At 60.7% G+C, this 23,418-nt stretch carries 21 protein-coding genes; 8 read left to right on the top strand and 13 right to left on the bottom strand.

From position 1 onward, the window contains the following. Positions 1-22: 22 nt before the first annotated feature. Positions 23-1,333, top strand: coding sequence for a flagellar hook protein FlgE (flgE, locus tag ACWHXD_RS23075; RefSeq protein ID WP_078803649.1), 1,311 nt, complete (start codon positions 23-25; stop codon positions 1,331-1,333). Positions 1,334-1,510: 177 nt separating this feature from the next. After that, positions 1,511-2,611, top strand: a complete 1,101-nt coding sequence (locus tag ACWHXD_RS23070; RefSeq protein ID WP_192901645.1) for a hypothetical protein — start codon at positions 1,511-1,513, stop codon at positions 2,609-2,611. Positions 2,612-2,703: 92 nt separating this feature from the next. Here the strand turns inward: ACWHXD_RS23070 and ACWHXD_RS23065 are convergent, their stop codons facing one another. Further along, the gene (locus tag ACWHXD_RS23065) at positions 2,704-5,598 is read right to left on the bottom strand and encodes a ribonucleoside-diphosphate reductase subunit alpha (protein WP_032879843.1); all 2,895 of its coding nucleotides are present in this window, start codon (positions 5,596-5,598) and stop codon (positions 2,704-2,706) included. 845 nt (positions 5,599-6,443) lie between these two features. Here ACWHXD_RS23065 and ACWHXD_RS23060 point away from each other — a divergent pair. Together ACWHXD_RS23060 and ACWHXD_RS23055 are read left to right on the top strand one after the other, a co-directional pair. Continuing rightward, positions 6,444-7,169 carry a response regulator gene (locus tag ACWHXD_RS23060; RefSeq protein WP_032895658.1) on the top strand — a complete coding sequence of 242 codons (726 nt, stop codon included), beginning with the start codon at positions 6,444-6,446 and terminating at the stop codon, positions 7,167-7,169. Beyond that, positions 7,166-8,776 (top strand): ATP-binding protein, encoded by a 1,611-nt coding sequence (locus ACWHXD_RS23055; protein ID WP_138762410.1) that lies wholly within the window; start codon positions 7,166-7,168, stop codon positions 8,774-8,776. Before ACWHXD_RS23060 ends, ACWHXD_RS23055 begins: the two co-directional genes overlap by 4 nt. Positions 8,777-8,879: 103 nt before the next feature. Here the strand turns inward: ACWHXD_RS23055 and ACWHXD_RS23050 are convergent, their stop codons facing one another. Next, a complete protein-coding gene (locus ACWHXD_RS23050; protein ID WP_138762409.1) occupies positions 8,880-9,596 on the bottom strand; it encodes a 4'-phosphopantetheinyl transferase family protein in 717 nt (238 codons plus the stop codon). Positions 9,597-9,734: 138 nt separating this feature from the next. Between ACWHXD_RS23050 and ACWHXD_RS23045 the strand changes: the two genes are divergently transcribed. Genes ACWHXD_RS23045 through ACWHXD_RS23035 form a run of 3 tightly spaced genes read left to right on the top strand, consistent with a single transcriptional unit; the run spans position 9,735 to position 12,082 of the window. Further along, positions 9,735-10,043 carry a hypothetical protein gene (locus ACWHXD_RS23045; protein WP_003193560.1) on the top strand — a complete coding sequence of 103 codons (309 nt, stop codon included), beginning with the start codon at positions 9,735-9,737 and terminating at the stop codon, positions 10,041-10,043. Positions 10,044-10,061: 18 nt separating this feature from the next. Beyond that, positions 10,062-10,739, top strand: a complete 678-nt coding sequence (locus ACWHXD_RS23040) for a response regulator (protein ID WP_003193559.1) — start codon at positions 10,062-10,064, stop codon at positions 10,737-10,739. Beyond that, positions 10,736-12,082 carry an ATP-binding protein gene (locus tag ACWHXD_RS23035; RefSeq protein WP_138762408.1) on the top strand — a complete coding sequence of 449 codons (1,347 nt, stop codon included), beginning with the start codon at positions 10,736-10,738 and terminating at the stop codon, positions 12,080-12,082. The genes ACWHXD_RS23040 and ACWHXD_RS23035 overlap by 4 nt, the downstream gene beginning before the upstream one ends. A gap of 606 nt (positions 12,083-12,688) precedes the next feature. Here the strand turns inward: ACWHXD_RS23035 and ACWHXD_RS23030 are convergent. The 3 genes from ACWHXD_RS23030 to ACWHXD_RS23020 all read right to left on the bottom strand — a co-directional run bounded on the left by ACWHXD_RS23030 (position 12,689) and on the right by ACWHXD_RS23020 (position 15,755). Further along, positions 12,689-14,302 carry an NAD(P)/FAD-dependent oxidoreductase gene (locus ACWHXD_RS23030; protein ID WP_032895664.1) on the bottom strand — a complete coding sequence of 538 codons (1,614 nt, stop codon included), beginning with the start codon at positions 14,300-14,302 and terminating at the stop codon, positions 12,689-12,691. A gap of 85 nt (positions 14,303-14,387) precedes the next feature. Further along, positions 14,388-15,059, bottom strand: coding sequence for a COG3650 family protein (locus ACWHXD_RS23025; protein ID WP_138762407.1), 672 nt, complete (start codon positions 15,057-15,059; stop codon positions 14,388-14,390). A 96-nt stretch (positions 15,060-15,155) separates the two neighbouring features. After that, positions 15,156-15,755, bottom strand: a complete 600-nt coding sequence (locus tag ACWHXD_RS23020) for a short chain dehydrogenase (protein ID WP_032895667.1) — start codon at positions 15,753-15,755, stop codon at positions 15,156-15,158. 217 nt (positions 15,756-15,972) lie between these two features. Between ACWHXD_RS23020 and ACWHXD_RS23015 the strand changes: the two genes are divergently transcribed. Further along, on the top strand, positions 15,973-16,887 hold the full coding sequence (locus tag ACWHXD_RS23015) for a LysR family transcriptional regulator (protein WP_032895668.1): 915 nt from the start codon (positions 15,973-15,975) through the stop codon (positions 16,885-16,887). Here ACWHXD_RS23015 and ACWHXD_RS23010 read toward each other — a convergent pair. From ACWHXD_RS23010 to livH, 8 genes are all read right to left on the bottom strand, one after another. After that, entirely contained in the window at positions 16,878-17,363 is a 486-nt protein-coding gene (locus ACWHXD_RS23010) for a DoxX family protein (RefSeq protein WP_138762406.1), read from the bottom strand. The two genes, ACWHXD_RS23015 and ACWHXD_RS23010, sit on opposite strands and share 10 nt — an antisense overlap. After that, on the bottom strand, positions 17,360-18,136 hold the full coding sequence (locus tag ACWHXD_RS23005) for an HvfC/BufC N-terminal domain-containing protein (RefSeq protein ID WP_138762405.1): 777 nt from the start codon (positions 18,134-18,136) through the stop codon (positions 17,360-17,362). Before ACWHXD_RS23005 ends, ACWHXD_RS23010 begins: the two co-directional genes overlap by 4 nt. Beyond that, positions 18,133-19,011, bottom strand: coding sequence for an MNIO family bufferin maturase (gene bufB, locus ACWHXD_RS23000; protein ID WP_138762404.1), 879 nt, complete (start codon positions 19,009-19,011; stop codon positions 18,133-18,135). Before bufB ends, ACWHXD_RS23005 begins: the two co-directional genes overlap by 4 nt. Positions 19,012-19,033: 22 nt before the next feature. After that, a complete protein-coding gene (locus tag ACWHXD_RS22995; protein ID WP_014717277.1) occupies positions 19,034-19,330 on the bottom strand; it encodes a BufA1 family periplasmic bufferin-type metallophore in 297 nt (98 codons plus the stop codon). Between the two features lie 267 nt (positions 19,331-19,597). After that, positions 19,598-20,299, bottom strand: coding sequence for an ABC transporter ATP-binding protein (locus ACWHXD_RS22990; protein ID WP_003193540.1), 702 nt, complete (start codon positions 20,297-20,299; stop codon positions 19,598-19,600). A 1-nt stretch (position 20,300) separates the two neighbouring features. Beyond that, positions 20,301-21,068 carry a high-affinity branched-chain amino acid ABC transporter ATP-binding protein LivG gene (gene livG, locus ACWHXD_RS22985; protein WP_003193538.1) on the bottom strand — a complete coding sequence of 256 codons (768 nt, stop codon included), beginning with the start codon at positions 21,066-21,068 and terminating at the stop codon, positions 20,301-20,303. Continuing rightward, entirely contained in the window at positions 21,065-22,318 is a 1,254-nt protein-coding gene (locus ACWHXD_RS22980) for a high-affinity branched-chain amino acid ABC transporter permease LivM (protein WP_003193536.1), read from the bottom strand. The genes livG and ACWHXD_RS22980 overlap by 4 nt, the downstream gene beginning before the upstream one ends. Next, positions 22,315-23,238, bottom strand: coding sequence for a high-affinity branched-chain amino acid ABC transporter permease LivH (livH, locus tag ACWHXD_RS22975; RefSeq protein WP_003193535.1), 924 nt, complete (start codon positions 23,236-23,238; stop codon positions 22,315-22,317). The genes ACWHXD_RS22980 and livH overlap by 4 nt, the downstream gene beginning before the upstream one ends. Positions 23,239-23,418 lie beyond the last annotated feature (180 nt).

The following is a 23,418-nucleotide window of genomic DNA, read 5'->3' as shown; positions in this document are numbered from 1 at the left end:
AATACGGCAGAGGGAGAGAAACATGTCTTTTAATATCGGCCTTAGCGGCCTCTATGCGGCCAACAAACAACTGGACGTGACCGGCAACAACATCGCCAACGTCGCGACCACTGGCTTCAAGTCATCCCGTGCGGAATTCGCCGATATCTACGCGGCTTCCAAGCTGGGCACTGGCCAGAACAGCATCGGCAACGGTGTGAACCTGGCGGCGGTGTCCCAGCAGTTCACCCAGGGCGACGTCAACGGCAGCGGTGGCATCCTCGACATGGCGATCCAGGGCGGTGGCTTCTTCGTACAGAAGGGCAGCGACGGTTCGCTGGAGTACACCCGTAGCGGCGCTTTCCGTGCGGACAAGGACGGCTACATCACCAACAACACCGGCACTTCCCGCTTGCAAGGGTATGCCGCGGACGATAATGGCAAGATCAGCAAGGGTGGCTTGGTCGACCTGCAACTGAACCTGGCGAACCTGCCACCCAAAGCGTCCACCAAGGTCGACTCCACCAGCAACCTGAACTCCTCGGAGCCGGTGATCGACCAGGCGGCCAAGCCGTTTGATCCAACCAAGACCGACACCTTCACTACCCAGTACAGCACCACCTTGTACGACTCCCAAGGTAACGCGCACCCGATGGTGCAGTACCTGGTGAAAACCGACGGCAACAAGTGGAATGCCTATACCCTGATCGACGGTCGTAACCCTGATGGTTCGGCACCGACCGGCACCCCTTCGACGCCACCTGTGCCGTCGACATTGACCTTTGACGGCGCTGGCAATCTGACTACCGTCGTCACCAATGGTGTGTCCGACAAGACCCTGACCGTTGCCGGCTGGGTTCCCGGCAAGGTGACTGACGGCGTATGGAAGGCTAACGGTGCAGATGCCAACCCGGGTGGTATCGCCATCAACATGGCCAACATTACCCAGTACAACTCGGCCACCTACCGTAACCCGCCGGTCACCGATGGCTATGCCACCGGCCAGATCACCGGCCTGAAGATCGACGGCAGCGGCGTCCTGTTCGCCACTTTCAGCAACCAGCAGAGCAAGGCTATCGGCCAGATCTCCCTGGCCAGCTTCAACAACGAGCAGGGCCTGCAGCCAGCCGGTGCGACCACCTGGAAAGAGACCTTCGCCTCGGGCCAGCCGGGTTATGACAACCCGCAAGCCGGTACCCTGGGTTCGATCGTGGCCAACTCCCTGGAGAATTCCAACGTCAATCTGACCAGCGAGCTGGTTGACCTGATCAAGGCCCAGAGCAACTACCAGGCGAACGCCAAGACCATCTCCACCCAAAGCACTATCATGCAGACCATCATTCAGATGACCTGATGCCACCGCGCTAATACCCGCACACAAAAAGGCCCCTCGATCGAGGGGCTTTTTTGTGCGCGCGCGTTAATAGTTTACCGCCTGTTTCATCTCGCCTTGCTGCTGGAACGCCCAGCGCCCATTGCGCCACGCACGGGGCACGGGCGCCTGTCGCCCATCGACCAGCGGGAGAGAGGCATGGCGATGTACAAGCAGTGGGAAGGGGCAACAGCAGGCAGCCATTGGTTTGTCCCGAGTGATTTCAGCGCCGGTGTATACGGACGCAAAAGTCAGTCGGATGAACCCGGGGGAGGCAAGTCCTCTGATGCTGAGTCGGTCAGGCAACTGCTCGATCAACTGAGGGATGCCGAGAAAACATCCAAGAGCCAGACCGTCCAATACCTTCGTGACCAGTTGAACGAGAAGCGCGAAGAACTGGGTGACGAAAAATTCAAGGAGATCATGCAGGAGTTGATCGCGAAGGCGGACGTCTCGTGGCTGGAGATGCTGCGGCGTCTGATGAGGGAATGGTTTCCGGAAACCGACGATACATCACCCAAACCTTCGCCACCTTCTCCTGGCCCGTCGCCAGGTGGGGGAGGTGGCGGAGGCGGTGGTGGCAGGCCAAGCCCCGGCAATTTCGGGCCCAGTGAGCCCATGAGTAATCTGCCGATTACCGAAGGCTCCAAGCACTTCAACTACAAGCCTGATCAAAGTAACCCAGGGAAAAAGCCGGACAACATCTGGAGCGGATTCAGCCAGGGGCCCGATGGCAATTGCGTCACGGTGTCGGCGATAAAGGGTGCAATGATGAAGTTTGGCCAGAAACCCACCGACGTTTTCAAGGAGGTAAAAGAAACCGCCGACGGTTATCACGTGAAGATGCGCGACGGCTTCGAACTTAATCTCTCCAAGGTTGAATTAAAGCAAGCGGCCAGGTATGCACAGTTCAAGGGTGACAATCCGGGCATGCTGACCGATGCCAACTTCATGTTCGCAGCGAGCGCCAAGCGGGCACAGATGGAAGGGAATGGCCTGGACGACAACCCGAGTCAATCCAAAAGAAGCTTCGCCCATGCGATGCAAAGTTTGAACAACGGCGAAATGCCCCACGAAGCATTGGACCGCCTGGGGTTGAAAGGGCTTTACCGGCAGTCTTCAAGCGGTGAGCTGGCGAGCGGCAAGCTCGGTGTTGTGGCCTACGATCGCCATTCGATGGCGGTCATCGACGGGCGCGTGGAGTTGTGGGGGCGCCGAGGTGGCGCGCCAAAGCAGGGTATTGCGTACGCGTTTCTCTAAGACGATAAGCAAAAAGCCCGATAAACCCTATGCAGTCGGGGTCTATCGGGCTTTTTCAATCCAGGGGGACAATATCCCCGGACTGGCTCAGCTTATTGGCAAGCTTCGCAATCGGGCTCGTCAATCGCGCAGGCCTTTGGCACAGGTGCCGGGCCGGCTGGCGCTGCGAGTACCGAGTCATCACCGTGGTTGCCGCTGGACACTGCGTTCAGCTTGCCGGTGTTGATGGTCGACTTCTCGGTGCTGGTGGCGGCCAGGGCACGGAGGTAGTAAGTGGTTTTCAGGCCACGGTACCACGCCATGCGGTAGGTCACGTCCAGCTTCTTGCCCGAAGCGCCGGCGATGTACAGGTTCAGGGACTGGGCCTGGTCGATCCACTTCTGACGACGGCTGGCGGCGTCAACGATCCACTTGGTGTCCACTTCGAACGCGGTCGCGTAGAGCTCTTTGAGTTCTTGCGGGATGCGCTCGATCTGCTGCACGGAACCGTCGTAGTACTTCAGGTCGTTGATCATGACCGAGTCCCACAGGCCGCGGGCCTTGAGGTCGCGAACCAGGTACGGGTTGATCACGGTGAATTCGCCCGACAGGTTCGATTTCACATACAGGTTCTGGTAGGTCGGTTCGATCGACTGCGACACGCCAGTGATGTTGGCGATGGTGGCGGTCGGCGCGATGGCCATGATGTTGGAGTTACGAATACCTTTCTGCACACGGGCACGTACCGGCGCCCAGTCCAGGGTTTCGTTCAGGTCAACGTCGATGTACTTCTGGCCACGGGCTTCGATCAGGATCTGTTGCGAATCCAGCGGCAGGATGCCCTTGGACCACAGCGAACCCTGGAACGTCTCGTAGGCGCCACGCTCGTCGGCCAGGTCGCAGGAAGCCTGGATCGCGTAGTAGCTGACCGCTTCCATGGACTTGTCGGCGAACTCGACGGCTGCATCGGAGCCGTAAGGAATGTGCTGCAGGTACAAAGCGTCCTGGAAGCCCATGATGCCCAAGCCAACCGGACGGTGCTTGAAGTTGGAGTTCTGCGCCTGTGGCACCGAGTAGTAGTTGATGTCGATCACGTTATCGAGCATGCGTACGGCGGTGTTGACGGTGCGTTCCAGCTTGGCGGTGTCCAGCTTGCCGTTGACGATGTGGTTCGGCAGGTTGATCGAGCCCAGGTTGCAAACGGCGATCTCGTCCTTGTTGGTGTTCAAGGTGATCTCGGTGCACAGGTTCGAGCTGTGGACCACGCCCACGTGCTGCTGCGGGCTGCGCAGGTTGCATGGGTCCTTGAAGGTCAACCATGGGTGGCCGGTTTCGAACAGCATGGACAGCATTTTGCGCCACAGGTCTTTGGCCTGGATGGTCTTGAACAGCTTGACCTTGCCTGGGTACTCGGTGAGGGCTTCGTAGTACTCGTAGCGCTCTTCGAAGGCCTTGCCGGTCAGGTCGTGCAGGTCCGGTACTTCGGATGGCGAGAACAGGGTCCACTTGCCGTCATCGAAGACGCGCTTCATGAACAGGTCAGGGATCCAGTTGGCGGTGTTCATGTCGTGGGTACGACGACGGTCATCACCGGTGTTCTTGCGCAGCTCGATGAACTCTTCAATGTCCATGTGCCAGGTTTCCAGGTAGGCACACACAGCGCCTTTGCGCTTGCCACCCTGGTTCACGGCAACGGCGGTGTCGTTCACCACTTTCAGGAACGGTACGACGCCCTGGGACTTGCCGTTGGTGCCCTTGATGTACGAACCCAGTGCGCGCACCGGTGTCCAGTCGTTACCCAGGCCGCCGGCGAATTTGGACAGCATGGCGTTGTCGTGGATCGCGTGGTAGATGCCCGACAGGTCATCCGGCACGGTGGTCAGGTAGCAGCTCGACAGCTGTGGACGCAGGGTACCGGCGTTGAACAGGGTCGGGGTCGACGACATGTAGTCGAAGGACGACAGCAGGTTGTAGAACTCGATCGCACGGTCTTCTTTGTTCTTCTCTTCGATCGCCAGGCCCATGGCCACGCGCATGAAGAACACTTGCGGCAGTTCGAAGCGGATACCGTCCTTGTGGATGAAGTAACGGTCGTACAGGGTTTGCAGGCCCAGATAGGTGAACTGCTGGTCACGCTCGTGGTTGATGGCCTTGCCGAGTTTTTCCAGGTCGAAGGTGGCCAGGATCGGGTTCAGCAATTCGAATTCGATACCTTTGGCGATGTAGGCCGGCAGAGCCTTGGCGTACAGGTCGGCCATCTCGTGGTGAGTGGCGCTGTCGGCGACTTTCAGGAAGCCCAGGCCTTCGGCGCGCAGGGTGTCCATCAGCAGGCGGGCGGTCACGAACGAGTAGTTCGGCTCACGCTCGACCAGGGTACGGGCGGTCATCACCAGGGCGGTGTTGACGTCGGTCAGGGCCACGCCGTCGTACAGGTTCTTCAGGGTTTCGCGCTGGATCAGGTCACCGTCGACTTCTTCCAGGCCTTCGCAGGCCTCGGTGATGATGGTGTTCAGGCGGCCCAGGTCCAGCGGTGCGAAGCTGCCGTCGGCCAGGGTGATGCGGATCGACGGGTGCGCTTGAACGGCGGCTTCTTCGGCCGGGGAACGTACGGCACGTTCCTTGGCGCGCGAATCACGGTAGATCACGTAGTCGCGGGCCACTTTCTGCTCGCCGGCACGCATCAGGGCCAGTTCAACCTGGTCCTGGATTTCTTCGATGTGGATGGTGCCGCCCGATGGCATGCGACGCTTGAAGGTCGCGGTGACCTGTTCGGTCAGGCGGGCAACGGTGTCGTGGATGCGCGACGAAGCGGCAGCGGTGCCGCCTTCAACTGCAAGAAACGCTTTGGTGATGGCGACGGTGATTTTGTCATCGGTATAAGGAACGACAGTGCCGTTACGCTTGATCACGCGCAGTTGGCCAGGTGCGGTGGCGGACAGATCCAGGTTCGAATCAGCGGCCTGCGGCACGGAGCCTTGCGGGTTCTCGCGAGTTGTGTCGGTTTGCATGAGGGGGTGTCTCCACATTCTATATTTATTTGGGCACCATCACGGTGCCCACCGTTCCGTCCTGAAGCACTTACAGCAGGCCTTGGCCTGGCATAACAACTTCGGGACAGGAGGAAGGGAGCTCATCGCGCCGCTTCCATGCCGAAGTCTTTGGTTCGGGGCCGGGGAGCCCTTCGCCGTATTCCTGGTGGGTGACAGTGGCCCCATTCAAGCCCTGCAACACCCGTACCGTTTTCTGCCAATCGGGCTGGAAAACGGTTGCCATCCGCGTGCGCGGTTTGGGCTTTCAAAAAATGCTTTGGTTCAACCAGACGCGAGCAAGAAAGCGCTTGAGTTTCTTGCCGGATATGTGTTTGGTCTTTTCGCTGAAAACCCTACATGTAGGGTTTTTTTAGCGCCGAGGTACAAGATAATGCGTTTTGGGGGGCTTAGCAACGCACTACCTGTGGATAACGCTGTGGGTAAAATGTGTATGAATCATGGAACACCCGTGTAGGCCGCATTACTACTGGATTACACCGTTTGTCACCGAATATTCCCGGGTAGAAACTGCCAGCGGGAATTTTGAGGGCGCGAACCCTACCACAAAAAACCGCCATGACCGAATGGATTTCCCGGCTTGTGTTCAAGGGCCTGTGCATGGCTACAATCGGCCTTTGTTATGCCCTCAAAACATGACAAACAGGCTATGGGGCGGTGGAGGTCTAATTGTGGGAGCGGGCTTGCTCGCGAAAGCAGTGGGTCAGTTGGCACATGCATCGACTGACCGACCGCTTTCGCGAGCAAGCCCGCTCCCACATCCGACCGTGTGAGCCAAAGAAATTCTAATAACAACGAGGTAGCGCATGGAGCAAGAAGCCTGGCAGATACTGATCGTCGAGGACGACGAGCGACTCGCCGAGTTGACCCGTGAGTACCTGGAAAGCAACGGCCTGCGCGTGTCGGTGGAAGGCGATGGTGCCAAGGCCGTGGCGCGCATCATCGCCGAGCAGCCGGACCTGGTGATCCTCGACCTGATGCTGCCCGGCGAAGACGGCCTGAGCATCTGCCGCAAGGTGCGCGAGCGCTATGACGGCGTGATCCTGATGCTCACCGCGCGCACCGACGACATGGACCAGGTGCTGGGCCTGGACATGGGCGCCGACGACTATGTGTGTAAACCCGTGCGCCCGCGCTTGTTGCTGGCGCGTATCCAGGCGCTGCTGCGCCGCAGCGAACCGGTGTTGCCCGTTGCAGTGGAAACCCAGCGCCGCCTGCAGTTTGGCCCGCTGGTGGTGGACAATGCCTTGCGCGAAGCCTGGTTGCAGGAAGGCAGCATCGAACTGACCAGCGCGGAATTCGACCTCTTGTGGCTGCTGGTTGCGAACGCCGGGCGCATCCTGTCCCGCGAAGAAATCTTCATCGCCCTGCGCGGTATTGGTTATGACGGCCAGGATCGCTCTATTGACGTGCGTATCTCGCGCATTCGGCCAAAGATCGGCGACGATCCGATCCATCCACGCCTGATCAAGACCATTCGCAGCAAAGGCTACCTGTTCGTCCCCGAAGCCGCTGCCGATATGCCGCTGTGAACTCGATCTTCCTGCGCATCTACGGCGGCATGTGCGCGGCGCTGATCCTGGTGGCGTTGCTCGGCGCCCTGGCGCTGCATCTGCTCAACGACGTGCGCAGCGGCCAGTACCGTGAGCGCCTGGCCCACGGCACCTTTGCGTTGATGGGCGATAACCTGCAACCCATGAGCGCCATTGAACGCCAGCGCGCCTTGGCGGTGTGGGAGCGTCTGCTGGGCATTCCGCTGGAGCTGCACACGTTCACCGACGCGCAATTGGACCTGGGCCAGCGCAACCGCCTGCAACGCGGCCAGGTCCTGGTGGAACAGACCGGCCCCCACGCGGCGCGGGTGCTGCGGTTGGTCAGCGAGCAAGAGCAATTGGTGCTTACCGGCGAAGTGCAGCAGATCAGCGAGCAATTGGCACGTGCGACTATTTACCTGCTGGCCGACGAACTGGTGCGTTTCCCGGTGGCCGAACAGCCCCAGCGCCTGGCCGATATTAAACACGCCAAGGGTTTTGGTTTTGAGATGCACCTGACGGCCCTTGACCAGGCCGACATGGACGACGACCAGCGTCGTCGTGTGGCGGAAGGCGATACGGTGATGGCGCTGGGCAAGGGCGGCGATTCGATTCGCGTGTTTGCCGGCATGGTCGGCACCCCCTGGGTACTGGAGATCGGCCCGCTGTACCAGATGAACCCATACCCGGCTCAATGGCTGATCCTGATCACCTTGATTGGCCTGACCCTGATCGGCTTGATCGTGTATCTGCTGGTGCGTCAGCTGGAGCGCCGGCTCAAAGGCCTGGAGGCGGCGGCCACGCGTATCGCCAAGGGCAACCTGGAAGTGCGCGTACCCGCTCGCGGTGCCGACTCGGTTGGGCGCCTGGCGGCAGCTTTCAATGGCATGGCCGAGCACTTGCAGCAATTGCTGGCGATTCAGCGCGAGCTGGTGCGCGCGGTCTCCCACGAGCTGCGCACACCGGTCGCGCGCCTGCGCTTTGGCCTGGAGATGATCGGTGACGCTGCCACGCCCGAAGCCCGGCGCAAATACCTGGAAGGCATGGACGGCGATATCCAGGACCTCGATGGCCTGGTGGACGAGATGCTCACTTATGCCCGCTTGGAGCAGGGCGCGCCGGAGCTGAATTTCCAGCGCGTGGACCTTAATGCATTGCTCGACCAGGTGATTGGCGAATTATCGCCATTGCGCCCGCAGGTCACCGTCACCCGTGGCATTTGCCTGTCCTCGGCACATTGGGATGACGCCTGGGTCGATGCCGAACCGCGCTACCTGCACCGCGCCCTGCAAAACCTGGTGAGTAACGCCATGCGCCATGCCAAGGGCCAGGTGCTGATCAGTTATCAGGTAGGGCAGGTGCGTTGTCGCATCGACGTAGAAGACGACGGCCCGGGCGTGCCGGAAAGCGCCTGGGAGCGGATCTTCACGCCGTTTCTGCGCTTGGACGACAGCCGTACCCGCGCCTCGGGCGGGCATGGCCTGGGCTTGTCGATCGTGCGGCGGATTATCTATTGGCACGGCGGGCGGGCGTTGATCAGCAAGAGCAACAACCTGGGCGGGGCGTGCTTCAGCCTGAGCTGGCCCAGGGATCAAGATAAACCCTGAAACCCAACTGTAGGAGCGAGCTTGCTCGCGAAAAACCTCAACGATAACGCGTGCTGCCTGACTAAACGCGGCGCCTGTGAGTTTTTCGCGAGCAAGCTCGCTCCTACATTGCGACAGCCACCAGGCTCAACAACTGCTCCCCTTGCACCACAAACTGCCCTTCCAGCTCTTTGCCATGTTTCCATTCTTGCGAAAGATCGGTCAGCAGCCGCAACCGCACCCTCCCAGCCGCTGACCACTCCACCACCTCGGCATGCTCGAAATAAAAGCGCTTGTGCACGATCGGATAGAGCGCCTTGAACAGGCTTTCCTTCACCGAAAACGTCAGCGTCACCAGCAAGGCTTGTTGCTCACGGGGCAGGGCAGCCATGCGCTGCAGCTCATTGGCGGTCAAAATTTCCCCGGCCAGGCGTTCGGCCCGCTCCAGTGACAGCAGATGCTCCAGGTCCATGCCCAGCCCGCGCCATTGAGCCTTGTGCCCGACAATCGCCGCAGCGTGCCCGGTGCTGTGGGTGATGGAACCACTGATATGCCCTGGCCAGACCGGGGCGCGGTCTTCGCCGATGGCCGGGATGCAGTGCAGATGATCGAGTCGTTGCAGCGCTTCGCGCGCGCACAGGCGGCCGGCGAGAAATTCCGCCTGGCGCTTGGCGACCGAGCGCTGGATGCTCGCGGGCGGCGGCACATCGCAGCGCTGGAAATCGTCGGGGCTCAATAAAGCCGGGTCGAATCGCGTGCTCAAAAACACCGTGCCCGGCAAGGGAACCGGCAACGGCCAATGATCATCGAGTGGGGTGCAGCAAGCGGGTAGGGGCGTCATGCGCGGTATTTTGCCGAGTTGGCGGGCCAGTGAATAGCCCGGTGCGGTTCAGCTGCGGTTCAGAGCCTGTTCAGGGGGAGTTCAGGGGCGCCTGCGTAGTCTGGACCCCACAGCCTAAACGCGTATGAGGTAACCACCATGACTGCGATCAAAAAGCTGATGTTGGCCTTGACCATGCTTGGCGCCACTGCCGGCGTGCAGGCGTCCGATGGCGCCTTTGCAGCCTTTGGCAGCGAGAAAACCAAGAAATCCAGCAACCTGATCCATCGTGTCAGCTTCGAAGACGCCGGCACCCAGGCCGCGCCTTGGGGCCAGGCCCTGGGCGCTACCCCTGCGCAACCCGACTATCGCAGCGGCTACGCGCACCTGACCGGCCACTACAATGGCATAAAACTGCGCCCCCAAGAGCTGCAGGGCCGCTATGATATCCCCCTGTCGGCTAGTTGAATTGCAGTGGAGAACCTTATGAAATTGCTGGTGGTGGAAGATGAGGCGCTGCTGCGTCATCACCTGTTTACCCGCCTGACCGACAGCGGGCATGTGGTCGAAGCCGTGGCCAATGCCGAGGAAGCCCTGTACCAGACCGGCCAGTTCAACCATGACCTGGCGATCATCGACCTTGGCCTGCCCGGCATGGGCGGCCTGGACCTGATTCGCCAGTTGCGCACCCAGACCAAGACTTTCCCGATCCTGATCCTGACCGCCCGCGGCAACTGGCAGGACAAGGTTGAAGGCTTGGCGGCCGGGGCCGACGACTACGTGGTCAAGCCGTTCCAGTTCGAAGAGCTGGAGGCGCGCATGAACGCTTTGCTGCGCCGCTCCAGCGGTTTTACCCAGTCGACCATCGTTGCCGGGCCGCTGCTGCTGGACCTCAACCGCAAGCAAGCCTCCCTGGACGAGCAACCCCTGGCACTGACCGCCTATGAGTATCGGATCCTCGAATACTTGATGCGTCATCATCAGCAAGTGGTCGCCAAGGACCGCTTGATGGAGCAACTCTACCCGGATGACGACGAGCGCGACCCAAACGTGATCGAAGTGCTGGTCGGCCGTCTGCGCCGCAAGCTGGAAGGCCCGGCTGGGTTCAAGCCGATCGATACCGTGCGTGGCCTGGGCTACCTGTTCAATGAGCGCTGCCGTTGATTCGTTCGCTACGTGTGCGCCTGATGCTGGCGGCCGCCACCCTGGCCGTGCTGTTTATGCTCGGCTTGTTGCCGGCCATGCAAGGCGCGTTCAGCCTGGCGCTGCAGGATTCCATCGAACAGCGCCTGGCGTCGGATGTGACAACGCTGATTTCTGCGGCGCGGGTCGACAATAACCGCCTGCTGATGCCGGCACAGTTGCCCGATGAGCGTTTCAACCTCACCGACAGTCGGCTGTTGGGCTATATCTACGACCGTGAAGGCCATCTGGTATGGCGCTCGCGGGCGACCCAGGAAGAAAACATCAACTACAAACCGCGTTACGACGGGCGCGGCAACGAGTTTGCGCGGATTCGCGAGGCCAATGGCCAGGAATTCTTCGTGTATGACGTCGAGGTGCGGCTGCTGGGAGGCAAGAGCGCGGCGTTCAGCATTGTCGCCCTGCAGCCGGTACGCGAATACCAACTGACCCTCGAAGGTCTGCGCGAGAACCTCTACCTCGGGTTCGGCGCGGCGTTGCTGGTGTTGTTGACGCTGTTGTGGCTGGGCCTGACCTGGGGCCTGCAAGCCCTGCGACGCCTGAGCCATGAACTCGACCAGATCGAAGGCGGCACCCGCGAAAGCCTCAGCGAAGAACACCCCCGCGAACTGCTGCGCCTGACCGGCTCCCTGAACCGCTTGCTGCACAGCGAGCGCGAACAACGTGCGCGCTACCGCGACTCCCTCGATGACTTGGCCCACAGCCTGAAAACCCCGCTGGCGGTGTTGCAGGGCGTGAGTGAAGACATGGCCCAGCGCCCCGAAGAACGTAGCCAGGCGTGGGTGCTGCAATCGCAGATCGAACGCATGAGCCAGCAGATCGGTTACCAGTTGCAGCGTGCCAGCCTGCGAAAAAGTGGCCTGGTGCGTCACCAGGTACGCCTGGAACCGGTGGTGCAAAGCCTGTGCGATACATTGGAAAAGGTTTATCGCGACAAGCGGGTCACCGTGACGTTTGATCTGCCGCAGGCCTGCGAGGTGCCCATCGAAAAGGGCGCGTTGCTTGAAATGCTCGGCAACCTGCTGGAAAACGCCTACCGCCTGTGCCTCAAGCAAGTGCGTATCAGCCTGGTGGAAAACCTGGATGGCATTGAGCTGTGTATCGAAGACGACGGCCCTGGTGTGCCATCGGACCAGCGTGCACGGATCCTGCAGCGTGGCGAACGGCTCGACCGCCAGCACCCGGGGCAGGGGATCGGGCTGGCGGTGGTCAAGGACATCATCGAAAGCTATCACGCGCGGTTGACGTTGGCGGATTCAGCGTTGGGTGGGGCGGCGTTCAGGATTCACTTTCCGGCTTTGTGACCTGCACTGACCTCATCGCAGCATGGGTATCTACACAACTATCTAGGTTGTAGCCACCGACGGTAACCACGATGCGAAGCGAGCCGCTCTTGATCTTGCTCTTGACCTGCTTTTGATCTTAGGCGCCCCGTTAAACCACGCTGGCCGGAATTCGACAGGGATTTGGGGGGTAAACCGGCAGGGATGCCGGTTTAGCCGCCCCGCGCCATGGATGGCGCGTGGCGGCGGCCCCCCAAATCCCTGGCGGATTACGGGCACACCGAGCCTAAGCGAGGTGCCGAGTGGTGGGGCAAGAGCGTTTTGCTTACTTTTGCGCTTTTCAAAAGTGAGCCGCTGTCAGAGCGGAACCCTAGGTGGCCGTTACCTAAATAATGGATATGTACGCGGTCAGACCTAACATCTTGAACGGCTGTCAGGCCGCCTTCGCGAGCAAGCCCGCTCCCACATTTGGATCGCCGGGCGTCAAGTAGATATGCACTGGCCGCCGGGGTCGTCACGGGAGCAAGCTCCCTCGCCACAGGTCCAGCGTCGCACCAGAGTTGTGTAGATACCTATGCTCATCGCAGGCAAGCCACACATTGGATGTATGCTTGCCGCCAGTGTGCTTTAGGCCTCGATGCCGAGCATATCCCGCGCCAGCGCCTCGGCGATCCGGATCCCGTCGACACCCGCCGATAGAATCCCACCGGCATACCCCGCGCCTTCACCGGCCGGGAACAAGCCTTTGACGTTCAGGCTCTGCATCGACTCATTGCGGGTAATGCGCAATGGGGACGAGGTGCGGGTCTCGATGCCGGTCAACACCGCATCGTGCAACGAGTAGCCTTTGATCTGCTTCTCGAACGCCGGCAAGGCTTCGCGGATGGCTTCGATGGCGAAGTCCGGCAAGGCCAGGGCCAGGTCGCCCAACGACACGCCAGGTTTGTAGGACGGCTCCACACTGCCTAGCGCGGTGGAGGGCTTGCCGGCGATGAAGTCGCCCACCAGTTGCGCGGGGGCCTCGTAGTTACTGCCGCCGAGGATGTAGGCGTGGGATTCCAGGCGCTCCTGCAACTCGATACCGGCCAGCGGGCCGCCCGGGTAATCCACCTCCGGGGTGATGCCTACCACGATGCCCGAGTTGGCATTACGCTCATTACGCGAGTATTGGCTCATGCCATTGGTCACGACGCGATGGGGTTCCGAGGTCGCGGCCACGACGGTGCCGCCCGGGCACATGCAGAAGCTGTAGACCGAACGGCCATTCTTGGCGTGGTGCACCAGCTTGTAGTCCGCAGCGCCCAGCTTCGGGTGGCCAGCGTATTTGCCCAGGCGCGCGGCGTCGATCAGCGACTGCGGGTGCTCGATACGGAAACCCACCGAGAACGGCTTGGCTTCCATGTACACGCCGCGCTCGTGGAGCATGCGGAAGGTGTCACGGGCGCTGTGGCCCAATGCAAGAATCACATGCTTGGAGAGGATCTGCTCGCCGCCGTCGATGACCACGCCGTTCAACTGGCCGTCTTCGATCAGCACGTCGGTGACCCGCTGTTCGAAGCGCACTTCACCGCCCAGGGCGATGATCTGCTCGCGCATGTTTTCCACCACGCCGGTCAGGCGGAAGGTGCCAATGTGCGGCTTGCTGACGTAGAGGATTTCTTCCGGCGCGCCGGCCTTGACGAACTCGTGCAGCACTTTGCGACCGTGGAATTTCGGGTCCTTGATCTGGCTGTACAGCTTGCCGTCGGAAAAGGTACCGGCGCCGCCTTCACCAAATTGCACGTTGGATTCGGGGTTGAGCACGCTTTTACGCCACAGGCCCCAGGTGTCCTTGGTGCGTTGGCGTACTTCCTTGCCGCGCTCGAGGATGATCGGCTTGAAGCCCATCTGTGCCAGCAGCAGCCCGGCGAAAATCCCGCAGGGGCCAAAGCCCACCACGATTGGCCGCTCAGCCAGGCCTTCCGGCGCCTGGCCCACCACCTTGTAGCTGACGTCCGGTGCCGGGTTGACGTTGCGGTCGTCGGCAAACTTGAGCAGCAGGGCGGCTTCGCCCTTCACATTCAGGTCAACGGTGTAGATGAAGCACAGCTCAGAGGTCTTTTTACGCGCATCGTAGCTGCGCTTGAACAGGGTGAAATCGAGCAGGTCATCACTGGCGATGCCCAGGCGCTGCACGATGGCAGTGCGCAGGTCTTCTTCGGGATGGTCGATGGGCAGCTTGAGTTCAGTGATTCGTAACATGACAGGATCCGGTAGGCGGCGGGCAAGGAGGCCGGCTGTTTTGCAAACCGGCGATTATAAGCCCCAATGGCGACTTTCCGTCAGGTTAATCGTCCCGCGAGCCGCCGAACGCCGCGCAACCACGCTGCACCTGGCCGTTCACACGCAACTCGGCGCTCATGTGTTGCAGGCTGCCGCTCACACTGTCGACGCAGCGCTGGGGCGCCACCCACAGTTCGATGTGCTGGTTATTGGCTTCGGTCATCAGGTTGAAACGGCCGTCGCCCAGTTGTTCCTCGACGTACGGCACTGCCAAAGGTGGCTGGCCCTCGCGTTCCAGCACCATGCCCTTGGCCGTGACATTCATTGCCCAGGCGGGTTTATGGCCATTGGCTCGCAGGATCATGCGCTTGAAGTCCGGGTCGGAGCACGCTGAGGTCGAGCGTTCGACGCGATACAGCTGTTGCAGGTCCACTGCACCCTGGGTGCCGCTGGCGACCCCGGAAAACTTGCCACGCAGGTCGGCAAACAGCATGCCCTGCTGGCCGGCCAGCGAGGCCGCTTCCTGCAGGACGCTGGTGCCGCCGGTGTCGTTGACCACGTAGCTACGCTGGTCGCCACACGGCTGGAACAGCAGTTTGCCGTCCACCGCCGTCAACTCACCCTGCATACGGGTCAGCCCGACAGTCGATGGCTTGGCCGGCTCGCTTTCAAACAATTGGCAGGCGGCGAACAGAGGAAGCAAGGCAAACAGGGCGAGGGTACGGGCGGCGCGCATTATCGGGTCTCCAGGCAAGTGCCGCCACGTTACGCAGGCTGGCCGTGCATCACAAGCCCGCTTGCCAGCTTCAGGCGTTTCTTACAGATATCACCTTCAACCTACGATAAAGGTCTGACCGGTTTGCAGGCCCTCGACGCTTTTGGCGTAAGCCAGCGCCACATCGGCGGCGGGGGCAGGTTTGTAGCCGCGGAAATAAGGGGCATAGCTGCCCATGGCTTCCAGCAACACCGTCGGGCTGACCGAGTTGATGCGCAGGCCGCGTGGCAACTCAATGGCCGCCGCTTTGACGAAGGCGTCCAATGCACCGTTGACCAAAGCAGCCGAAGCGCCGGTGCGGATCGGATCACGGTTCAGAATGCCGCTGGTGAATGTGAACGAAGCGCCATCGTTGGCGTACTCACGACCGATCAACAGCAGGTTGACCTGGCCCATCAGCTTGTCACGCAGGCCCAGTTCGAAATCGCTGTCGTTCATGTCTGCCAGGGGCACGAAGTTGACGTTGCCTGCCGCGCAGATCAGGGCGTCGAACTTGCCGGTCTGCTCGAACAGCCTGCGGATCGAGGCGCTATCGCTGATATCCACCTGAAAGTCGCCGCTGGTGCGGCCGATGCTGATCACTTCGTGGCGCTGGGCCAGTTCCGCCTTGACCGCTGAACCGATGGTGCCGCTGGCACCGATCAATAGGATTTTCATCGTGCTGTTCCTCTGGGCTGATTGCCTGTAGGAGCGAGCTTGCTGGCGAAGAACGTCAACGATCACGCGGTAAAAATGACTACACGGCGGCGATCTTGAGTTTTTCGCGAGCAAGCTCGCTCCTACAGGGGTATGGGTTCGCATTCAGTCTAGTGTGGCTTTTTAGCTGGATAAACGCGCTAATAGGCAACCTTTGGTTTTCAAATGGAAACAATCCATGAGCGAAATGGATGACCTGGCGGCGTTCGCCGTGCTGATCGAAGCCGGCAGTTTCACCGTGGCGGCTGCACAATTGGGCTGCAGCAAAGGGCAGTTGTCCAAGCGCATCAGCCAGTTGGAAGCACAGTTCGCCGTGGTACTGCTGCACCGCACCACGCGCAAGCTGAGCCTCACCGCTGCCGGCGCGGCGTTGCTGCCCCAGGCACAAGCGTTGGTGGTGCAGGTGGAACGCGCCCGCCAGGCCTTGGCGCGACTCAAAGATGATTTGGCTGGCCCTGTGCGTATGACCGTTCCGGTGTCGTTGGGCGAAACCTTCTTCGATGGTTTGTTGCTGGAATTCTCCAAGCAATATCCCCAGGTGCAGATCGAGCTGGAGCTCAATAACAGCTACCGAGACTTGGCACGCGATGGCTTTGACTTGGGCGTACGCTCCGGCGCCATCGAACATGAACGCCTGGTGGCCAAACCCTTGCTGGCCTGGCATGAAATGACCTGCGCCAGCCCGGCCTACCTTGAACAGCATGGCGAACCACAGACCCCGGCGGACCTGGCGGCGCACAGCTGTCTGCTCAACAGCCATTACAGCGGCCGCGAGGAATGGTTGTACCACCAGCAACACGAACTGCTGCGGGTAAAAGTGAGCGGCACCTTCGCCTCCAACCACTACAACCTGCTGAAAAAAGCCGCGTTGGTCGGCGCCGGTATTGCCCGCCTGCCGTCCTACGTTCTACCCGCGGAACTGGCTGACGGCCGATTGCGCTGGCTGCTGCGCGACTATCAGACACGCAGCATGCCGATGTACCTGGTGCATCCCTATCAGGGCGGCCTGCCACGGCGTACCCAGGTGTTGGCCGACTACCTGGTGGACGGGTTCAAGCGCAGCGGCGAGGCACTGGATCGGCTTCAGCGATAGCGACAGGCAATCAGGTGGTCGATGGACAGCCAACCCGGCCCTTTGGCAAGCAACAGCAATAACAGCGCAAGCCAGGTGCCGTGAGTGGGATAGGCGTCGGGGTAGACGAACAGCTGGATGGTCAGGGTCATACCGATCAAGGCCAGGGCCGAAAAGCGCGTGGCGAACCCCAGCAGGATCAATACCGGAAAAAAGTGCTCGGCAAAGGTTGCCAGGTGCGCGGCCACCTGCGGCGACAGCAGAGGCAGCTGGTATTCGCTGCGAAACAAAAACAGGGTCGAGGCGGCAAGTTTGGGCTCGCCCCATTGGAAGGTGCCGCTGATCAGGTCGATGGCAAAGCCTTCGACCTTGGTCTGCCCGGACTTCCAGAACACCGCCGCAATGGAGAAGCGCGCGATAAAGGCGATCAGGCTGTAGGGGATTTTTTCAAACAGTGCGACGGTTCGCTTTACCAGGCAGGGAGCGGAAGTGTTCATGGCAATACCTCGGGTTGCAGGTGCAAATGGGTGATGGCGTCGTGGCTGATCAACAGCGTGAGACATTGGTGCAAATCGAATTCGGTGGAGGCTTCCAGAGCATCAGCGATGGCCATTTCCAGCCCTGCGCCTTGGTTGAGGCGGTTGATAAAGGTCACTGATCCGCTGTCGACGGCGAATACCTTGACCGCCAACCCTTGGCGCAAGACCAGCGCGCCTTGGGCATGCCAGGGGTTCAAGTTGGCGACGGCCCCGTCGGTCTGGTGCGCCGCCCAAACCGATACCACCGCGTAGGACGATTCCAGCGTGGCGAGTGACGGATGCAGTCGTACACGCAGTTGCCCCAGTTGCGCGCAACCTTGCAGTTGCTCAAGTACGCTGTGCTGATCCAGGACCTGGCAATCCGCCGCGTGATAAGCGCGAACCCGTAAGCGTTCCAGTCGAGCGACATCGGCCAGGTAGGGCACGCTTGAGGCCGGTTCGAAAGCCTGGATAAAGTCAGCGAACGTGCCCCCGTACTCACTGATCAACGGGCTGGTAGGCGGGTAGGCCTGGACATACAGGCCGGCCATGGCGCGGAAAAACTCATCGCCGACCAGTTGCCGCGCCACCGGGTAGGCGGCTGCCAAAGCATTGATCAACGCGCTATGCACATTGTTTCGATACACCGCAAAGCGGCTCGCCGGCTCGGCACCGTTGCTGCTGAACACGCCCTCGGGGCAGGTTGCTTGCGGGGCCAGTAAAGCCTGGGCAAATGCCTGCTGAATACTCATCGGGCCACCTGCGACAAATACCCTTCGGCCTGCCGGGCCTCTGCTTGCAACACGCTGAACGCGGGCACCTGGTTATCCCGCTCGATCAGTGTTGCCACCGCTCCCGTCCGCGCCAATACCTGTGCGTACAGCTGCCACACGGCGTTATCGATCGGCGCGCCGTGGTCATCGATCAGCAGGCGGTCGCCCAGGCTGTCGGTGTCTTCGGCAAAACCGGCCAGATGAATCTCACCCACTGCGTGCAATGGCAGGGCATCGATGTAGGCCAGCGGGTCGCGCTGGTGATTGATGCAGGACACGTAGACGTTGTTGACGTCGAGCAGCAGGCCGCAACCCGTACGGCGGACGATCTCGCTGATGAAGTCGGTTTCGTCCAGGGTAGAGCGCTGGAACTGCAGATAAGTGGACGGGTTTTCCAGCAGCATCGGGCGCTTGAGCGTGCTTTGTACCTGGTCGACGTGTGCACATACCCGCTCCAGCGTGCTGGCGTCGTAGGCCAGGGGCAGCAGGTCGTTGAGAAACACCGGGCCGTGGCTGGACCAGGCCAGGTGTTCGGAAAAAGACTGGGGTTGATAGCGTTCGATCAGCGTGGCCAGGCGTGCCAGGTGCTCGCGGTCCAGAGGGCCTTCGCCGCCGATGGACAGGCCGACGCCGTGCAGTGACAGGGGGTACTGCGCACGAATCAACCCCAGGTAGTGATGAAACGGGCCGCCGGCCACCATGTAGTTTTCGGCGTGTACTTCGAAAAAACCGATGTCGGGGCAGGTCTCGAGCACCTCGGTGAAGTGCTCGGTCTTAAGCCCCAGCCCGGCCCGATAGGGCAGGCCGGGCGCCTGAGCCGGTGAGACCGCGTGTTGGGCTGTAAGCGTCATCATCAATACTCAGGCTGCGCGGGGGTCAGGATTTGGCGGTGAAGGCCGCTTCCTGGCCAAAACCGGTTGGCGAGGTGGTGCTTGGGGTCTGGGTGCACGTGCCGGCAGGGACCAGTTTCCAGGCATTGGCCTGGTCTTTGGTTTTGGAGGTGCCAGCGCAGGACGTACCGGCGCCCGCGGCGCAATCATTCTTGCCGGCTTCAGCCACGCCGAAGCATTTCTGCATGTCGTCGGCTGCGTGGGCGGTGGTGGTCAGGGCGGACAGGCTCAGGGCAGAACCAAGGGCCAGAACGAGGGTGGCAGCGGACAGTTTGGTGGTCATGGTGTGTCTCCAGCAGTGGTTGAATGCGCAGGCTTGATTGCCTGCATGCACCACTAGAGAAAGGGGGAGGGAATTCGTTACAAGGCCATCGAAAAAAATTGCAAACAACACATATTTATTTTTACCAGAAAAATGAGAACTGGCTTGTGTGGGAGTCGGGCTTGCCCGCGATGCAGGCACCTCGGTGCTTCAGATACACCGAGGTGATGCTATCGCAGGCAAGCCAGCTCCCACACAAGCCAGCTCCCATTTTAGAACTCACTCTTTCTAGCCGCCCAGGTACGCCTCCCGCACCTTCGGATCGGTCAGCAATTGCTCACCGGTGCCCTGCATCACCACCCGGCCATTCTCCAGCACATAGGCGCGGTCAGCGATTTTCAGCGCCTGGTTAGCGTTCTGCTCTACCAAAAATACCGTCACACCGTCCTTACGCAGCTGTTCGATGATGTCGAAGATCTGCTGGATGATGATCGGTGCCAGGCCCAGGGAAGGCTCGTCCAGCAGCAACAGCTTGGGCTTGCTCATCAGCGCCCGGCCGATGGCGAGCATTTGCTGTTCGCCGCCGGACATGGTGCCGCCGCGCTGGCTGAAGCGTTCCTTGAGGCGGGGGAACAGGTGCAGCACCTTGTCCATCTGCTCCTGGTAATCGCCCTTGTCGGTAAAGAACCCACCCATGGCCAGGTTCTCTTCGACGGTCAGGCGCGAGAACACCCGACGGCCTTCGGGCACCACCGCAATGCTCTTGCGCATGATCTCGGCGGAGTGCTTGCCTACCAGTTCTTCACCCATGTAGCGGATGCTGCCACTGTAGGCTTGCGGCGAACCGCACAAGGTCATCAGCAAGGTCGATTTGCCGGCACCGTTGGCGCCGATCAGGGTGACGATCTCACCCTGGCGCACTTCCACATTGACGCTGTGCAGGGCCTGGATCTTGCCGTAGAAAGTGGAAACGTTTTCGAATTGCAGCATTTTACGCTTCCCCCAAATAGGCTTTGATCACTTCAGGATTGTCGCGGATCTGCTCCGGCGTCCCGTTAGCCAGCGGCGTGCCCTGGTTGATCACCACGATGTGGTCGGAGATGCTCATGACCAGTTTCATGTCGTGTTCGATCAACAGCACGGTGGCGTTGTTTTCCTCACGCAGCACACTGATCAGCGCCTTGAGGTCTTCGGTTTCCTTGGGGTTCAGACCGGCAGCGGGTTCGTCGAGCATCAGGATGCGCGGGCGAGTCATCATGCAACGGGCGATTTCCAGGCGACGTTGCTGGCCGTAGGCGAGGGTACCGGCCGGGCGGTTGGCGAACTCGGTCAGGTTGACCTTGTCCAGCCAATACGCCGCGTATTCCATGGCCTCGCGTTCGCTCTTGCGGAACGCCGGGGTCTTGAATAGGCCGGCGAAGAAGTTGGTGTTCAAGTGACGGTGCTGGGCGATCAACAGGTTCTCGACCGCCGTCATGTCCTTGAACAACCGCACGTTCTGGAAGGTCCGCACCACGCCTTTGCGCGCGATTTCGTGGCCGGCCAGGCCCTGGATCGGCTGGCCGTCCAGCAGGATGCTGCCACCGCTGGGCTTGTAGAAACCGGTGAGGCAGTTGAACACGGTGGTCTTGCCGGCGCCGTTGGGGCCGATCAGCGCTACCACTTGCTTCTCTTTGACGGTCAGGGCCACGCCATTGACCGCCAGCAAACCGCCGAAGCGCATGCTCAGGTTTTCGACTTTCAGGATCTCGCGGCTCATTTGCGCAGCTCCATGTGTGGACGTTGCATGGGCAGCAGGCCTTGAGGGCGCCAGATCATCATCAGCACCATCATGGCGCCGAACATCAACATGCGGTATTCGCTGAACTCACGCATCATTTCCGGCAGCAGGATCATCACGATGGCCGCCAGGATCACGCCCAGTTGCGAGCCCATGCCACCCAATACCACGATGGCGAGAATGATCGCCGACTCGATAAAGGTGAACGATTCCGGCGTCACCAGGCCTTGGCGAGCGGCGAAGAAGCTGCCGGCGAAACCTGCGAACGCAGCGCCCAGGGTGAATGCGGAAAGCTTGATGATGGTCGGGTTCAGGCCCAGGGCGCGGCAGGCGATTTCATCTTCGCGCAACGCTTCCCAGGCGCGCCCGATGGGCATGCGCAGCAGGCGGTTGATCACGAACAGGGCCGCCAATGCCAGCAACAGCGCGACCAGGTACAGGAACACCACTTTGCTCACCGGGTTGTAGGCAATCCCGAAGTACTCGTGGAAGGTCTGCATGCCTTCGGCGGCGCTGCGGTCGAACGACAGCCCGAAGAATGTCGGCTTGGGGATGCTGCTGATGCCGTTGGGGCCACCGGTGATGTCGGTAAGGTTACGCAGGAACAGGCGAATGATTTCGCCGAAACCCAGGGTCACGATGGCCAGGTAGTCACCGCGCAGGCGCAGCACCGGGAAGCCCAGCAGGAAGCCGAACGTGGCCGCTGCCATACCGGCCAGTGGCAGGCAGATCCAGAAGCTCCAGCCCAGGTAATGCGAGAGCAGCGCGTAGGTGTAGGCACCCACGGCGTAAAAGCCCACATAACCCAGGTCGAGCAAGCCGGCCAGGCCCACCACGATGTTCAGGCCCAGGCCCAGCAACACGTAGATCAGGATCAGCGTGGCAATGTCGACCGCGCCGCGCGAGCCAAAGAACGGCCAGATCAGTGCTGCGATGATCAGCCCGATGATGATGTAGCGCTGGGTGCGCGGCAGGGTCAGAAATTGGCTGACCTTGGGCGACACCAACGGGCCACGGTTGCCCTTGAACAAGGCTCCGACCTGCTGGGTGAACAGTACACGCAGGAACATCAGCACCGAACACAGCGCGATGACAGTCAGGGTGACAGGCCCGGTGCCATGCACTTCCAGGTTGATGCCGACAATGCTCAGCTTGAGACCGAGTACCGGAAAGGCCACGGCCCAGACCAGCAAGGCGCTGAAAAACGCCGATTTAAGATATCTGCTCATACTTTCTCAACCTCCGGACGGCCCAGGATGCCGGTCGGACGGAACAACAGCACCAGAACCAACAGGCCGAACGCGACGACGTCCTTGTACTGGTCACCGAAAATATCGGCACCAAAGGCTTCGGCCACACCCAGCACCAGCCCGCCGAGCATGGCGCCCGGAATGCTGCCGATGCCGCCCAATACCGCTGCGGTAAAGGCCTTGAGGCCCACCAGGAAGCCGGCGTTGGGGTTGATCACGCCGTATTGCATGCTCAGCAACACGGCCGCCACGGCCGCCAGCGCAGCACCAATGACGAAGGTCAGGGCGATGATGTTGTTGGTGTTGATGCCCAGCAGGTTGGCCATCTTGATGTCTTCGGCGCAGGCCCGGCAGGCACGCCCCAGACGGGAGCGGGAGATGAACAGCGTCAGGCCCAGCATGGCCACCAGGGTGACCACGAAAACCAGAATCTGCATGTACGAAATCAGCACTTCTTGTGCGCCACCCGGGCCGAAGGAGATGCTCCCCGGAATCAGGTTGGGAATGGACTTGTCCTTGGAGTCCTGGGACAGCAATACGGTGTTCTGCAGGAAAATCGACATGCCGATGGCAGAAATCAGCGGGATCAAACGGTTGCTGCCCCGCAGGGGACGGTAGGCAACCCGCTCGATGCTGTAGCCATAGGCACTGGTTACGATGATCGATGCCAAAAACGCAGCGGTCATCAACAGCGGCAGGGAGTGGATCCCCATCATGGCCAGCCCGGCAAGGGCGATGAAGGCCACGTAGGAACCAATCATGTACACCTCGCCATGGGCGAAGTTGATCATTCCAATGATGCCGTAAACCATTGTGTAGCCAATGGCTATCAAGGCATAGGTGCTGCCAATGGTCAGGCCATTAACCAGCTGTTGGAAAAAATGATAGATCTCAGGCATTACAGCGCTCCTAAAAACCCGATACGCATTTCACTGGTGGAGTCATTTCCGGCTCGGTGCCCTGTTCTGTGACCAGGTTGCACAAAGCGTTTGCCAGCGAACCGCTGGTGACGGTTTTAAGATTTTCAGGTGAGCCAGCGCCCGGATCGCGGGTGACATGGCCCATAAACCTCGTAAAAC

The organism is Pseudomonas fjordensis, from assembly GCF_976987115.1.
This window is presented reverse-complemented; position numbering and strand designations above follow the sequence as displayed.